Here is a 15052-nt window from a genome sequence, read left to right as displayed (position 1 = left end):
ATCAAAAATTCACGTCTACTTCAATTACTGCGCTAATCGCGGCTGTGGTAAAGACGGCAATGACTGCCCTTGTAATTCCAAAGCCTGCTGGGTGTACTGCTCTGACTCTGCCAACGCGCCCATATTACTCAGCAATCGGCCCAGCTCAAAACCTAGCTCCGCCGAAGGCGCTAAACGATAGGACTGCTCAAAATAATTTTTCGCTTTTTCCCACAGCTCATTACGCAACGATAAGCGCCCCAAACTGAATAGCAATGCGGGGTCAGCGCCATGCTCTTTCTGCCAGGCCTCGGCGGTACTAAGCTGACGTGTTAAGTCTGAACCTGCAACACGACCATAGAACAATACCAGCTCAGATGACCAATTCTGCTTTAACGCTTGGCGTATTACTTTCTCAGCCTCGGCATCTTCACCAATAGCACTGAGTGAGCGTGCATAGCTTAATACTAAATCCGTGTCTTTTTGCCACAGCTTAGGCACTTGTTTCCACCACTGCTGAACCGCAGCCACATCGGTTTGCGACGCGGCTTGTTCCAATTGACCCATTAATGACTGGCGTTCTAAAGAATCAATTTTCTCTGCTGGCAAAATATTGTGCTTACGTAAATCGGGCAGCAACTCGAGTAAAGAACTCCAGTCACTTAGCCCTAAATACACTTTCTTCAATAAAATCAGTACTGAGGGGTGCCGTTGCGCATTGCGACGAGCCCGCGTTAATGTTGCTAATGCTTCTTCAAGACGACCGTTGTCGACTTGCATTTCCGCCTGGGTCAGCGCGACAGCGATACTCGCCTTAGCACTGGTTTCTTCAGCTAGCCCCAAGTAACGACGGCTAGACGCAGTATCTCCCAAAGCATGGCTAGCGCGCGCTGCCAATAAATAATTGATTAAAGGTGCGTCACTCCCTTTAAGCGCATCGGTCAGCAGCCTCCTTGAGCGCTCCCAATTACCCTCAATAAAGGCAATCATGCCCAATGTTGTGTGACTCCGTCCGCGGCGGGCTCGGCGATTACTCCAAAAACTACCTATATTGTCCGACACCTTGGCGCCACGGCGTAAACTTATAAACACGATAAAGAAGAGGATAATAACGATGGCCAACACCGCCAATCCCACCCAGATCGTCATTTCAACCGTGGTCTGCCCATAGGCAATAAGAATATAGCCAGGATCATATTGAATGGCTGCCGCTAATCCTGCCGCCACCACCAAGGTTAAAAGGATCGCAATGAATATTTTCATTGGCGCGCCTCTTTCTGCCAGCGGTTACTTTTTATGTATTCTTTTAAACTTGCCATCGAAGCAGAAATATCCGCTATCTCTGTACCCACAGGTACCGCGGCCAACGTTGTAATTTGCTCTAACAATGCGTCGCGATGCTCATCTAGTTGATAATAGCGATTCAGCCACGCCGCCGATTTTTCCAGCGCTCGCTGATAGAGTGCGGGTCGGTTAGCAAGCAGGGCTAATTGCGCTTGTTCAAACATCAGCTGCAAACTTGCACGCAACGCCGCCTCTTGTTCTGGGGCGAGTTGTGCACGGAAATTTTGCTCGTGATGACGAATGCGAATATAACTGCGTAATTTTTCCCACGCGGCGGTGATACCGCCCTCTAAACGTTGCTGCCAACCAGATTGCTCTTGCTCTACAACCACAGGCTCATAACTCGGCGCTTTATAGATCTTGAGTTTCTCTGCCTCAAGCGCCAAGGCCTGCAACGCTAAATAGTTTCCCTCTACATCAAGTTCTGCGCTACGCTGCAAAGCGCCAATTTCTTTTGCCAATTCAGCACGTACCGGATGCAAAGCGGCATCATCAAGATCACGTAAAATCTCATCGGCACTGCTCAATAAACGCGCCGCTGAGCGAGGATCACGACTTAACTGAGCGCGTTGATTGGCCAGCCTTAAAAGATACTCGGCTTCAGCTAACAACCAATCTCTACGATCCACTGTGGCCAGAGACTGTACCGTAACCTCCAAGCCCTGACTCCGACGGCTCAGCGCATCTAATCGAGCACTGCTATCACTTCGCAGCTGCGCTAAGGCTTCACGCTGAGCACTTATTAAGGCATTGAATTCTGCCTGTGATGCCGTTAGGGAGCGTAATTCTGCCGTAACACTCTTACTCAAATTTTGGGTTTGCGCTGCATTCAGCTGGTCTTGCTGATACATCCAGCCCACCACAAGCAATGCCACAATGGCAATTAACAAGGCCAGCAAGCCCAGCACATTACTGCTTTTCTTTGGTTTGTCCGCTGGTTTGCTTGATGGTTTTTCTGCAGTCTTTTTACTGGAGGGCGGTTCAGAAACACTAACAACCGCAGGCTCCTGCTCCTCTACCTTTGTAATCTCTTTATTATCTTCCGGTTTTTCGCCGCTCATTATGTTCTCTCAACATCTACTTAATGTTATATCGGTGTATTGTTATTAGCATAGCACTCCAACGCAGTAATGCTTGCCTCCGTACCGGCATTTTCTGCCTGCACGATAGAACAATACCCCTGTGCTCTCGCTAGCTCCTCAACTCGAGCCCCAGGCACTAAAATTGGATAGCTAAAAGCCTCCTCGCCCATTAACTCAGTAAAATAGCTAAGGGTTTCACCGCTATTCAGCGCGACCATATTTACGCGCCTAGCTGACACCACCTCTCGCAACTGCTCGCCATCGATACTTGGTTTGCAACGCTGGTAGCATTCAACATAATCGACCAAAGCTCCGCGTTTCTTTAGCTCTTCAGCCAAATATTCTCTGCCACCCACACCGCGAACAATCAATATTTTAGACTTCGCAACATTTTGCAGCCCGCTACAGCTGAGTAAACTTTCACTATTCATTGCCAAAGCGCGCTGATGCACCGTGACATCTCGATCTGCTAATGCCGCTGCTGTCGCCGCACCAATGGCATAGACCTCGATACCCACCGGCCACTGTGGCCAGTATTGCTCTATCTGCTCCACACCAAACTGCACAGCATTAACACTGATAAAAATAAGCCGCTGGTATTCATCAAGATTCAGCAGAATACTGTGACTTTTTTGCATTGCCGCACCGTGCTCTGCTGCAGTCAAAGGCGCAATATTTAGCAGCGGCTGCAAAACAACCTCTGCCCCAGCAGCCCTTAACGCGGCAGCAAAGTCTGCACTGCGATCTTCTGGCCGCGTGACTAAGACTCTTAGGTCACTAAGCTTTGCTATCGCCATATACTGCCTGCAAAATAGCGCCCGCACCCTGCGCCAGAAGAGAGTCAGCCACCGCAATACCTAGCGCTTCGGCTTGCTCTCTAGGGCCACACTGCTCAGCGGCAAGTATGGTCTTTCCACTGGGCTCGCCCACCAAAGCGCGCAACCAAAGCTGATCAGGGTTTTTAGGATCTGCAATCGCATACCCGGCAATAGGCACCTGACAACCACCTTCTAGACGAGCGTTCATGGCGCGCTCGGCCATAACCTGCTCTGCCGTTACGCTGTGATGCAGAGGCTGTAACAAGGCATTCACTCGCTCATCGGCAATACGGGTCTCAACGCCTACAGCTCCCTGCCCACATGCTGGCAAGCTAGTTTCAACCGACATCAATGATGCGATTCTGTCTTCCAACTTCAAACGAATCAAACCTGCTGCAGCAAGAATAATAGCGTCAAACTCACCCTCATCTAATTTGCGTAAGCGAGTCTGCACATTTCCTCGCAGGCTGGATATTTTTAGGTCTGGACGCTGGGAGCGCAACTGACATTCGCGGCGCAAACTAGACGTCCCCACCCTCGCCCCCTGCGGCAATTCTTCAACCGAAGCAAAGTGATTACTTACAAAGGCATCGCGGGGATCTTCACGCTCGCAGATAATGGCCAAGCCCAGACCTTCAGGAAAGGCCATTGGCACATCTTTCATAGAGTGAACGGCAATATCCGCACGGCCATCAAGAAGCGCCTGCTCAAGCTCTTTCACAAACAGCGCTTTGCCGCCTATTTTAGAGAGTGGAGAATCTAATAATTGATCCCCCCGGGTAGTCATCCCGAGTAGCTCCACCTCTAAACCGGGGTGTGCCGCTTGCAGCTCGGCTTTGATAAATTCAGCCTGCCAAAGGGCTAATAAACTTTCGCGGGTAGCGATGCGAATGACATTGTCGGACATGAATATTTCCGTAAAACTCGATGAGGGGCCACTATCATACGCCAGCGATGGCGCTGAAAAAACCGAAAACCATTACTTTACGGCGTTCACTATATGCCGTTAGCTAGGCGCGCCCGTATAGCCGGCAAATAACGCCGACTAATTTTTGGCCCCTGCTCGATATCTTGCAGCAGCACGCGATAGCTATTAACGCCCTGACGCTCAATACCTTGTATGTATTTAAGCGCCACTAGAGCATTGCGATGAACTCTTATGAATTGCCCTGAAAACTCCTCTTCAAGGTCACGCAGGCTATCATCAATAAGCAGCGCCCCTCCCGGATGCACTGCGCTGACATATTTGTTATCGGCGTGAAAATAACGTACCACCGCGATCGGCAGCAAGCTCACGCCCTGCGGCCCGTTGGAAGCAAGCTGGGTGCGTTGAGCCGCAGGGGCCAGTGCCGTTAGCGCAGCTATTTGCGCAGCGTTAAGCCGAGAAAGTCGACCAAATACCGCCGTTAGCTTGTCTCGCTGAATGGGTTTTAATAGATAACCGACCGCTTGCGCATCAAATGCAGCAATCGCATATTCATCATAAGCTGTACAAAACACGATTGCCGGTGACGACTCACGCTCAGCTAAGCGTTGCGCCAATTCAATACCACTCATTCCAGGCATAGCAATGTCGAGTAATAATGCGTCGGGCTCAAGCCTATCTATCTCTACGATTGCCTGTTCTGCATTAGCAGCTTCGCCAACAATTTCAATATCGTCTAAGGTCTGCATTAAGCGTATTGCCCGCTGTCGGGCCAAAGGCTCATCATCAACAATAAGTACCTTCATAATAGGCCTTCGCTACTTGCATTTAATGCTGGAAATACCACTTTTGCCCGATATTGGCCGTTACTTAATTGGCCACTAAAATTCGCGCGATCACCAAACAGGGCCTGCAGGCGCAGGCGAATATTCTCACTAGCCATGCCATTACCATCTCCACTAGAAAGTGCTGTCGGCACGGGATTTTTCACCTCTATTTCAATCATGTCATCGTTCTTGAAAGCCACTATATTTACCACCCCACCCGCAGGTAATAACTGTATTCCATGGACTATCGCATTTTCTATTAAGGGCTGTAACAACAAGGAGGGCACGAGTACATCGCCATCTAAATCAGTATGCTGCCAATTTACTTGCAACCTTTCTGCTAAACGTGAGCGCTCAATACGTAAATAGCGTTCACACAAGTCACGCTCCTCAGACCAACTCACAATACTCATACCATTTTGTAAATTTGCTCTAAACAACGCCGCCAAGTCCTCGACGGCCTGCTCCGCTTTTTCGGGTGAAGAGCTAATTAAGCTACTAATACTATTTAAACTATTAAATAAGAAGTGCGGGCGAATTCTTGCGTGCAAAGCATCTAGGCGGGCATGCAAACTACTTTGCTCACGCAGTCGATACTGCAAACTTATATACGCGTAACGAATACCCACACCCAGCAACACGGCGGCCACAATTAATACTTCAAGGATAGCCCAGCCGTCGAATATCCACGTGACACCATGCAAATTGCCATGGATAAACCACTGCCCCAATACCGCGACACAGGAGACCCAAAGCAAACAGATAAGAAAGCAGCAACTCGCCGTTGCCGCGGTGCTTAATCTATTAAAAACAGGTTTTAACAAATGCAAAATAAACGCAGCACCCAGCAAGCACCAGATGGTAAACATACCGGAGAGGCCAAGCAGTACCCAGTCAAAATACTGCACGCCTGATTTTAGAAGGGTGTACATAATCGCCAATAGCGAACCTAACAGCACCATCACCAATAGGGATTGCGGACTGCTTAGGTCACCAATAAACGATACTCGCGGTGCCGATTCAGGCAATGTTGAATTTAGCTGTGTTTTGTTTTTACCCGCCAACACGACACACACCCTACAATTGTTTTGTAAAGCATAGCAGGCTGTAGACACAGCGGATACGCCGAAGCAATCCGCTCAGTGGTGCAATGAAATCACATGGAATTACTTTTCTGGAAAAGCGGTCCAGCCATCAGCCCAGGTAGGGCTGGCACCAGGCCGCATCGCCCCGCGATAATTGGCCGCCTCATCCCAAAACTCGCCCTGTGGAACAGCAACCGCATTATCTTTGGCAGCCGATGACGCAGCGATCCGAAAATCTGGGCTAGCTTCACGCTTGTTCGGCATTAAAAATTGCGGGCTATCGTTAAAACTGGCTGACGGCGACAGATATATCGCTTCATCCAAACCGCCATCGTCATCTTGCTCGCCAAGCTCCTCAGCAAAAAAGCGGCTGCCGTTAACGCCAATATCACTGATTAATAAGCCACCGAAACTTAATTTGGCTTCCTCAATCCGAGCCACGGTTTCAATATCCTTAATATCAATAGCTTCACCAGAGAAACCAGTAATAATCATATTATGAAAGTGACCACCGGTGCCTCGGCGCAGCGTCATACCACGCTGATATTTTTCATCGCTATTCATGCCCTGCAAAGTCACGTTATAGAGCGTGGGCTCTGATACTGGCTCAACCTGGTAGGCACCCTCGCGATTATCCGCCTCAATCGCATTATCGCCCATACCGGCATATTGCTGAATTTGCATAAACTGAACACGGCCAGTCCAGCCCATATCCCAATCCAAGGAGTCGTCAGCCGCACCCGTTATGAGAATATGGCGCATATCTACCGTCCCACCAAAAATCTCAATACCGTCATCTAAAGCGCGATGCACCTGCACATTGCGAATAATCGTTTTGCTACCACAGCCTCCGAGCGTAAGGCCGTTTAGCTCGCTATTGGCATACACTTCATAGCCGGCAAACTCTATACGTGCGTATTCCAAAATTCCGCAGTTGTCGCTGACATCACTACCGCCAAACATACCGCGCGTATCACCCGCATCTAGGCCCTCTATTTGAGCATCAGCTGAATTAACAGGTGCATTTCCTAATAGCACTACGCCACCCCAGTCACCGGCTTGACGCTTGCCAGCGGCAACAGAGCTGGTAAATACAATAGGCGCTACTGCCGTACCCCGCGCCAAAATACGTGCATCGCGAGTAATTAATAAGGCACTGCCGGGCCGACCTTGAACGACCGTACCGGCTTCGATGACAAGCCTCGCTCCCGCCTCAACGTAAACAATACCGTCTAGCACCCACGTTTTATCACTGGTCCACACTTGCTCACCGCGTAAAGAACCACTTACCACCTCCTTACCCGCCATGGCCTTCTTAATATCGCCGCTGAAAATAGCCATCACCAACACTGCGATAAACACCAAAGCGGCAACACCAATCAACACTTGGCGGCCAGAACCCTGCGGTGGCTTTTCTGCCCGCTCAGACTTATAGCCTACGGTTTCTGCAATATCAGGATTAACCGCCACCGGTGAACGCTCGTGGCGGCTATTAGTAAGCGCGGTATTTGTGTTGATTTTAAGCAACGCCAAACCCAGATCTTGAATATCAGGATTACTGCTAATAGCAGCCTGATCGATGAGTTCTTTGCGGTATGCGGGGTCGTTCAACAAGGTATTAAAGTGAATATAACGTACGCCCTTATCACCTTGCTTGTCGTAAGTCTTTTTAAGCTGCCAAAGCATTTCGACGAGTTTGGCGCGGGGAGACGTGACATCACTCATTTTGCTTCCTCGGATAACAGACGTTTTTAAGCTCGCCAGTATGGTTAGCGATTGTGACATCTGTATTAACCACTCCAGTGGCAACCCAATCCCTGCGCGCGAAACACAGGAAAACTGCTATAATGGCGAGCTTTTCCATCGTGGGTCATAAACTCAACCACGCTAGGCCAATTAGTCATACAGGAACACAATGCAATGAGTGATAAAGAAGCAAGCATCAAACCTTGGGGCGGTCGCTTCAGTGAGCCCACTGACCAATTTGTAGAGCGCTTCACAGCCTCAGTCAGTTTTGATCAACGTCTTTATCATCACGACATTAATGGCTCGCTGGCCCACGCGGCCATGCTTGAAAAAGTCGGCGTATTAACAGCGGCAGAACTTAAAGACATTCAGAGTGGCTTAGAAGAAATACGCGCAGAAATACTTGAGGGCTCGTTTGAATGGTCGGTTAGCCTTGAAGATGTGCACATGAATATCGAAGCACGTCTAACTGACAAAATCGGTATTACCGGCAAAAAACTACACACTGGTCGCTCACGTAACGACCAAGTTGCCACCGATATACGTCTGTACGTGCGCGACGAGCTTGTTCTCATCAACAAAGAACTTAGTCGTCTACAACAGGGCTTAGTTGAGCTGGCCACACGAGAAGCCAGCACGATTATGCCCGGCTTCACGCATTTACAAACTGCACAGCCCGTCACCTTTGGTCATCACATGCTGGCCTGGAATGAAATGCTAGAGCGCGACTACAGCCGCTTTCAAGACTGCAGCGTTCGCTTAAACCAGTGCCCACTTGGCGCCGCCGCACTTGCCGGCACCACCTATCCAATTGACCGCCATTACAGCGCAGAACTTCTCGGCTTTGATCGCCCAACAGAAAACTCCCTAGACTCTGTCAGCGACCGTGACTTCGCCATTGAGCTGGCCAGCGCCGCCAGCCTGCTGATGACCCACCTTTCTCGCTTTAGTGAAGAGCTAGTGCTTTGGACCTCTGCACAATTTAAATTTATTGAACTACCAGATCGCTTTTGCACGGGCTCGTCAATCATGCCGCAAAAGAAAAACCCGGATGTTCCTGAATTAATCCGCGGCAAAGTAGGCCGAGTAAACGGCCACCTAATTAGCCTACTCACCCTGATGAAGTCGCAACCGCTGGCCTACAACAAAGATAATCAAGAAGATAAAGAACCTGTATTCGATATTATTGACACCGTAAAAGACTGCCTAAAAGCCTACGCCGATATGATACCCGCCATTACCGTTAACGAAGACGTGACTCGCGAAGCGGCAATGAGAGGATTTTCTACGGCTACTGATTTAGCAGATTACTTGGTTCGCAAAGGCCTGCCTTTTCGGGATGCCCATGAGGTCGTCGGTAAATCTGTTGCCTATGGCATTGCAGAAAACAAAGATTTATCTGAAATGACGCTAGATGAATTGCGCACATTCAGCAGTGATATCAGTGCCGATGTGTTTGACGTACTCACCTTGGAAGGCTCAGTGAATGCGCGTAATCACATTGGCGGCACTGCGCCGGAACAAGTCCTTAGCGCAGCTAAGCGCGCTGAAAACCGTATAAACAATCGCAGCTAAAAAACACATACTAGCTTGTAGTATATAGAGAGATTTAAACGCACCTCGGCAATGCTTTACGCACTTGCTGAGTGCGCTTTTTCGCACCAAGAATGTACCCAGTAAGTTTAATTCATAAAAAAGTGATTTTGAGTGAATCAACCGTTACATTAAGGGTCTATACCCCTCTTCCCCGCAACTAACATACACACAATGGAGTGCAGTCTTGATTAGCGCAAACTATAAATTGCTGGCTATTGGCAGCATCGCGATTTTTCTTGCTGCCTGCAGCCCAGCTGACAATGCCACCGCCGTAAGCAAGCCACCACCATCCGTGAAAGTAAGCACATTAAAAACAGAAAGCATACAAAATCACGTTCAAGCGCTGGGAACACTACTCGCTAAAGAGTCTATTGATATCAGCAGTAATGTGACTGAAAAAATCACCGCGCTGCACTTTAACGACGGTGACACCGTCAAGTCTGGACAATTATTAATTACCCTACAGCAAGATGTAGAAAATGCGCAGCTTAATTCCGCAAAGGCTGACCTAGCAGAACAAGAACGCGAGCTAAGCCGCCTGCAAGGCTTAATTGCGACACAGTCGGCGGCACAAACAGAATACGATCAACGACAAACGGCCAAGCTCCGCGCCGAGAGCAAAATTGAGGAAATAAAAGCACTACTTGCCGAACGAAATATTCGAGCGCCCTTCAGCGGCGTAATGGGTTTGCGGCTTCTCAGCCCCGGCGCACTCGTGAGCCCCGGCACGAGCATAACTACCCTAGACGACATCAGCGTTATGCGCCTAGACTTTCAGTTGCCAAGCCTCGCCATCTCAGCCATTGCCACCGGGCAAACCGTGGTTGCCCACAGCGAAGCCTTGAAACAAGACTTTAATGCCACCATCTCGGCCATTGCTACTCGCATTAACCCACTAGATAGAAGCATCACCGCCCGTGCACTCATTAACAATCCTAATAAGCTACTAAAGCCCGGCATGCTCATGCTGGTGTCCTTAATTACCGACGAGCATGAGGCTATCATGGCCCCAGAGTCTGCACTGCAAAGCATACAGCTTCAGCATTATGTTTGGATCTTAACTGACGAACAAAAAGCGGAGCGTCGTCCAGTAGAGCTCGGTATTAGAAAGCCGGGGTTTGTTGAAATTCTCAATGGCGTCAGTGCCGGAGAACAACTCATTTACGAGGGTTACGCGACCCTGCAACCCGGCGCAACGGTTACCCTGTCTGCGGACAACACAACAGGGAGCAACTAACCGATGTTGCTTTCTGACACCGCCATAAAACGCCCTGTCTTTGCCATTGTAATTAGCCTGTTATTAGTGGCTTTTGGCTTGCTAGCTTTTGATAGATTAGCGTTACGGGAATACCCCGATATTGACCCGCCTATTATCTCCATTAGCACAATTTATGTCGGTGCCTCTGCGGAAGTAGTGGAATCACGCGTCACCCAAATTATTGAAGAACGCATTGCCGGCATCGAGGGCATCAAGTCCATTAACTCAAGTAGCCGCGATGGCTTTTCTTCCATCAATATTGAATTCAAATTATCTCGGGATGTGGATGCCGCAGCAAATGATGTACGCGACCGAGTCGCAAGGGTTGTTGCAGACCTCCCAGAAGAAGCCGACCCGCCAGAGGTTCAGAAAACCGATGCCGACGAACAAGTCATTATGTGGCACAACTTATCGTCGGAGCAGCATAATATTCTAGAGCTTGCTGATTACGCTCAACGTCATATTGTCGATCGCCTTGCTGTGCTCGACGGGGTTGCTCGAGTACGCATCAGTGGCGGCCCAGAATACGCAATGCGAATTTGGCTAGACCGAAAGTCACTCGCTGCTCGTCAACTCACCGTGAGCGATGTTGAAAACGCATTGCGCCGTGAAAATGTGGAGCTTCCCGCCGGGACCTTGCAGTCACTAGAGCGTGACTTTGTCGTCAAAATTAATCGCCACTACCTCAGCCCTCCAGATTTTGAAGGCCTCGTCGTAAAGCGAGACGAACAAGGCTATCTCACCAGATTGGGTGACGTTGCCAGAGTGGAGCTGGGCGCTGCCGAATATCGCCAATCCTTCCAGGGTAACGGTATACCCATGGTCGGTGTAGGGGTAGTAAAACAAAGCGTATCCAACACCCTTGCCGTAGCTGAAGCGGTTCGCGCTGAAGTCATCAAAATTCGCCAATCCCTCCCCGATGGCATTGAATTGCACTCTAGTTTTGACAGCTCAGTGTTCATAGCCCGTGCCATATCTGAGGTTTACAGCACCTTGGCGATTGCCGCCGTCTTAGTTGTGCTCGTTATCTTTCTATTCCTAGGTGATTTTCGCGCAATGCTGGTTCCGGCCGTTACGGTTCCGGTCTCGCTAATTGCGACATTCACGGTGTTATACGCACTCGGTTACACCATTAACTTACTTACCCTACTCGCCCTCGTGCTCGCCATCGGGCTCGTCGTAGATGACAGTATCGTTGTTCTGGAAAATATCCATCGCCGCCTCCAAAACGGCGAGCCACCCCTTGTTGCCGCCTACCGTGGCAGCCGCCAAGTTGGCTTTGCCGTCCTTGCAACCACAGCCGTTCTCGTTGCAGTATTTGTGCCCATTAGTTTTCTCGATGGTGATGTGGGCCGCTTATTTGGCGAGTTTGCCGTCGCCATGGCGGTTGCGGTAGTGTTCTCAAGCCTTGTCGCCCTGACGTTGTCACCGGTGATTTGCTCTAAAGTACTGCGTAAAGATGCCATCCACGGCAGCCTAGGTAATTTTGTTGAAGGCCTTCTTCACCGTATGGAAAGCCGCTACGGCAAACTTTTAGCCGGCAGTATGAAACACTCCATCATCGCCGCCCTTGCCGTTGCCATGACGATTGGTGCCTGCGGCTTTTTCCTTCAAAAAGTCCCCACAGAATTTGCACCTAAAGAAGACCGCGGCGTGATGTTTTTGGTCATTCGTGGCCCTGAAGGTGCCTCTTATAATTATGTTACTCGACAACTAGGCGAAATAGAAAAACGCCTAATGCCCATGGTTGATGCCGGCATTGTTAAGCGCCTATTGCTTCGCGCACCCGGTGGCCGAGGCGGTGCAGACATCTACAACGAAGCGAATGGCGTTATCGTTCTTAGTCCCTGGGGTGAGCGAGAAAACGTTACCAAAGTGGTTGCCGAAATTCGCCAGCGATTGAATGGCTTTACGGGTTTGAGCGTGTACCCCATTTTGCCCCAATCCCTGAGTGGCGGCTTCAGTAAACCAGTGGAATTTGTCATTGGCGGCAGTAATTACCAAGACCTTGCCAAGTGGTCTGATCTACTCATTAAAGAAGCGAAAACCAACCCCGGCTTACTGGGTATTGATAGCGACTTCCGCCAAACCAAACCGCAACTTGCTGTCACCATAAACCGTGATCGCGCTGCCACACTGGGTGTCGATGCCAGCGAAATAAACCGCAGCCTAGAAACCTTGCTTGGTTCGCGGCGGGTGACAACCTTTATGATGGGCGGCGAAGAATACGACGTTATTCTAGAAGGCGAACCCAGCTCTCAGCACAGCCCAGAGGACTTAAGTAATATCTATGTTCGCTCGGCAACTACCGGCACCCTAATCCCGCTTGGCAACCTTGTCAGCCTGCAGGAACGAGGCGATGCCGCCGTACTTAATCGCTATAACCGAGTACGCGCAATCACTATCGATGCCAACCTAGCCAATGGTTACTCACTTGGTGAAGCCCTTACCTACCTAGAAAAAGTTGCCGCAGACAACTTCCCTAATGCAACCATTGATTTCAAAGGTGAATCTCTCGATTATCGTGAAGCCGGAAACGCGGTGTACTTTACCTTTGCCCTTGCTCTACTCGTGGTATTTCTGGTTCTTGCAGCGCAGTTTGAAAGCTTTATTCACCCTTTTATTATTCTACTTAGCGTCCCACTTGCCATCGCTGGCGCCCTAGCCGGACTTTACCTAAGTGGGCAAAGTCTAAATATTTACAGCCAAATTGCACTTATTATGCTGGTTGGCTTAGCGGCTAAGAATGGTATTTTATTGGTGGAATTTGCCAACCAATTACGTGATCAAGGATTAGCATTTGATGATGCGGTTTTACAGTCTGCTCGCCAGCGTTTACGCCCCATTGTAATGACCGCCTTCACCACCATTATGGGGGCAGTACCATTAATATTATCGTCAGGACCCGGCAGCGAATCACGCTATGTTATCGGTATTGTCGTGGTCTTTGGGGTTAGCTCAGCAACATTCTTAACACTATTTGTCATTCCAATGGCATATCGCCTTTTAGCCAAAAACACCAAGTCACCCCACACGGTATCAAGGCAACTTGAGGCTCAACTGGCGGTGACTGAAGACAAAGAGAAAAACGACTAGGTTAAAAGCACTGACCTACCAACCAATATGGCACGGCTCTAATCAGAGTGCCATATTGGAATGCCCCAAGTTACTACCCCCTGATTAATGGCCGTACATATTCACAAACTCATCAAGATAGAGTGTATCTAAGCGACAGAACACCCACACAATCTCAATGGCACCCCCGATAAGGTTGATTAATCGAGCTCAAGAGTGGTTTTGTGTACAATCAATACCATGTACATAAGGGCAATTAGACGTGTCGAAAAAAACCTATTTTGTTGTCAACGACACCCGCTACGATAATCACCATGGCGGCTGGCGAGTAATGGCGAATCTTCATTTAGCCATGGAGAAACGCGGCTGGCAGTGCAGTGGTTCTTTGCCAGTTAGCGCCCAAGCCCAACATCTTAAACAACACCGCAATGCCATTGCCGAAGCCAATTTGATAGTGGTCAATGGCGAAGGTTCGCTACACCACAACAGCCGCAATACCAATCGCTTGTTTGAAATAATGGGGCTGCTGTGCAAAAAACGACCAATTGTTTTACTCAACGCTCTATGGCAAGACAACGATCCCGAGCAGTGGCGGCCTTTACTTTCACAATTCTCTGCCGTTTTTACCCGTGATCGACGCAGCCAAGCTCAACTTGTTGCCATGGGTATCGAAGCGGGTTATGCGCCGGATCTTACCTTTTATAACTACCCTGATTACTCTAATAGCCAGCGTTCACGCTACATGATTACAGACTCAGTTCTAAAGGAGTGGGATGAAAAAGCCTTGTCGATTTGCCAAGCCGATCCCGAGTGTGAATTTAGAACGCTACTAACAAGGAAACCGAGCTTTTCCCGAGGCAGCCGAGATTGGGGAAGGCAACTGAAGTCGGCTCTTTATCCGTGGTTATTTGAACGTGTGAACACCAATGTGCCAGCGCGCTATAAAGTGTTGGCTAAAGCGACTAACAATGGTGATGAGTTTTTGCAGTCTTTAGCATCGTATCGCGGTGTTTGTGCCGCACGCTACCATGCTTTGTGCTTTGCCTTACAGCAACAGGTGCCTATGCTTCTGGTTTCTTCTAATTCACATAAAAGTGAAGCCTTGATTGAGGAAGTCGGCCTGCCGCTAGCATTATTTAAATTCGACAATTCACGCCCAGGGAACCTTAAAATTCAATTGCAGCAGGTGGTCGAGCAATATTCAGATTACACTGAGTGCGTTAAATCCTTTAATATTGAGGCCAAAGCGCAAATTGAAGCCATGTTTGATCATGTTGTTGGTGTATGCAGCTGAGACTCAACACGTTGAATCCATGT

The 15052-nt window shown here is 49.3% G+C and carries 11 protein-coding genes; 4 read left to right on the top strand and 7 right to left on the bottom strand.

Going from position 1 to position 15052, the window contains the following annotated elements; genetic code table 11:
- Window positions 1–24: 24 nt before the first annotated feature.
- The 7 genes from AELLOGFF_RS17710 to AELLOGFF_RS17680 form a co-directional block, all read right to left on the bottom strand.
- Window positions 25–1242, bottom strand: a complete 1218-nt coding sequence (locus AELLOGFF_RS17710) for a heme biosynthesis protein HemY (protein WP_159270335.1) — start codon at window positions 1240–1242, stop codon at window positions 25–27.
- Complete coding sequence (locus AELLOGFF_RS17705) at window positions 1239–2384, bottom strand: uroporphyrinogen-III C-methyltransferase (RefSeq protein ID WP_159270334.1); 1146 nt, start codon at window positions 2382–2384, stop codon at window positions 1239–1241. Before AELLOGFF_RS17705 ends, AELLOGFF_RS17710 begins: the two co-directional genes overlap by 4 nt.
- Window positions 2385–2410: 26 nt before the next feature.
- Window positions 2411–3202, bottom strand: a complete 792-nt coding sequence (locus tag AELLOGFF_RS17700) for a uroporphyrinogen-III synthase (protein ID WP_159270333.1) — start codon at window positions 3200–3202, stop codon at window positions 2411–2413.
- A complete protein-coding gene (hemC, locus tag AELLOGFF_RS17695) occupies window positions 3183–4130 on the bottom strand; it encodes a hydroxymethylbilane synthase (RefSeq protein WP_159270332.1) in 948 nt (315 codons plus the stop codon). The genes AELLOGFF_RS17700 and hemC overlap by 20 nt, the downstream gene beginning before the upstream one ends.
- 89 nt (window positions 4131–4219) lie before the next feature.
- A complete protein-coding gene (locus AELLOGFF_RS17690; RefSeq protein WP_159270331.1) occupies window positions 4220–4954 on the bottom strand; it encodes a LytR/AlgR family response regulator transcription factor in 735 nt (244 codons plus the stop codon).
- Window positions 4951–6042: a sensor histidine kinase gene (locus tag AELLOGFF_RS17685; RefSeq protein WP_159270330.1), complete on the bottom strand. Its 1092-nt coding sequence runs from the start codon at window positions 6040–6042 to the stop codon at window positions 4951–4953. The genes AELLOGFF_RS17690 and AELLOGFF_RS17685 overlap by 4 nt, the downstream gene beginning before the upstream one ends.
- Window positions 6043–6141: 99 nt before the next feature.
- On the bottom strand, window positions 6142–7785 hold the full coding sequence (locus tag AELLOGFF_RS17680; RefSeq protein WP_159270329.1) for a hypothetical protein: 1644 nt from the start codon (window positions 7783–7785) through the stop codon (window positions 6142–6144).
- Between the two features lie 195 nt (window positions 7786–7980).
- Here AELLOGFF_RS17680 and argH point away from each other — a divergent pair, with 195 nt between their 5' ends.
- The 4 genes from argH to AELLOGFF_RS17660 all read left to right on the top strand — a co-directional run bounded on the left by argH (window position 7981) and on the right by AELLOGFF_RS17660 (window position 15029).
- Entirely contained in the window at window positions 7981–9381 is a 1401-nt protein-coding gene (gene argH / locus AELLOGFF_RS17675) for an argininosuccinate lyase (protein ID WP_159270328.1), read from the top strand.
- A gap of 205 nt (window positions 9382–9586) precedes the next feature.
- A complete protein-coding gene (locus tag AELLOGFF_RS17670) occupies window positions 9587–10639 on the top strand; it encodes an efflux RND transporter periplasmic adaptor subunit (RefSeq protein ID WP_159270327.1) in 1053 nt (350 codons plus the stop codon).
- 3 nt (window positions 10640–10642) lie between these two features.
- Complete coding sequence (locus tag AELLOGFF_RS17665; protein WP_159270326.1) at window positions 10643–13756, top strand: efflux RND transporter permease subunit; 3114 nt, start codon at window positions 10643–10645, stop codon at window positions 13754–13756.
- A gap of 241 nt (window positions 13757–13997) precedes the next feature.
- Entirely contained in the window at window positions 13998–15029 is a 1032-nt protein-coding gene (locus AELLOGFF_RS17660; protein ID WP_159270325.1) for a polysaccharide pyruvyl transferase family protein, read from the top strand.
- Window positions 15030–15052: the final 23 nt, after the last annotated feature.

It is taken from the genome of Zhongshania aliphaticivorans (genome assembly GCF_902705875.1).
In the GTDB taxonomy this organism is placed as follows: Bacteria; Pseudomonadota; Gammaproteobacteria; order Pseudomonadales; family Spongiibacteraceae; genus Spongiibacter; species Spongiibacter aliphaticivorans_A.
This window is presented reverse-complemented; position numbering and strand designations above follow the sequence as displayed.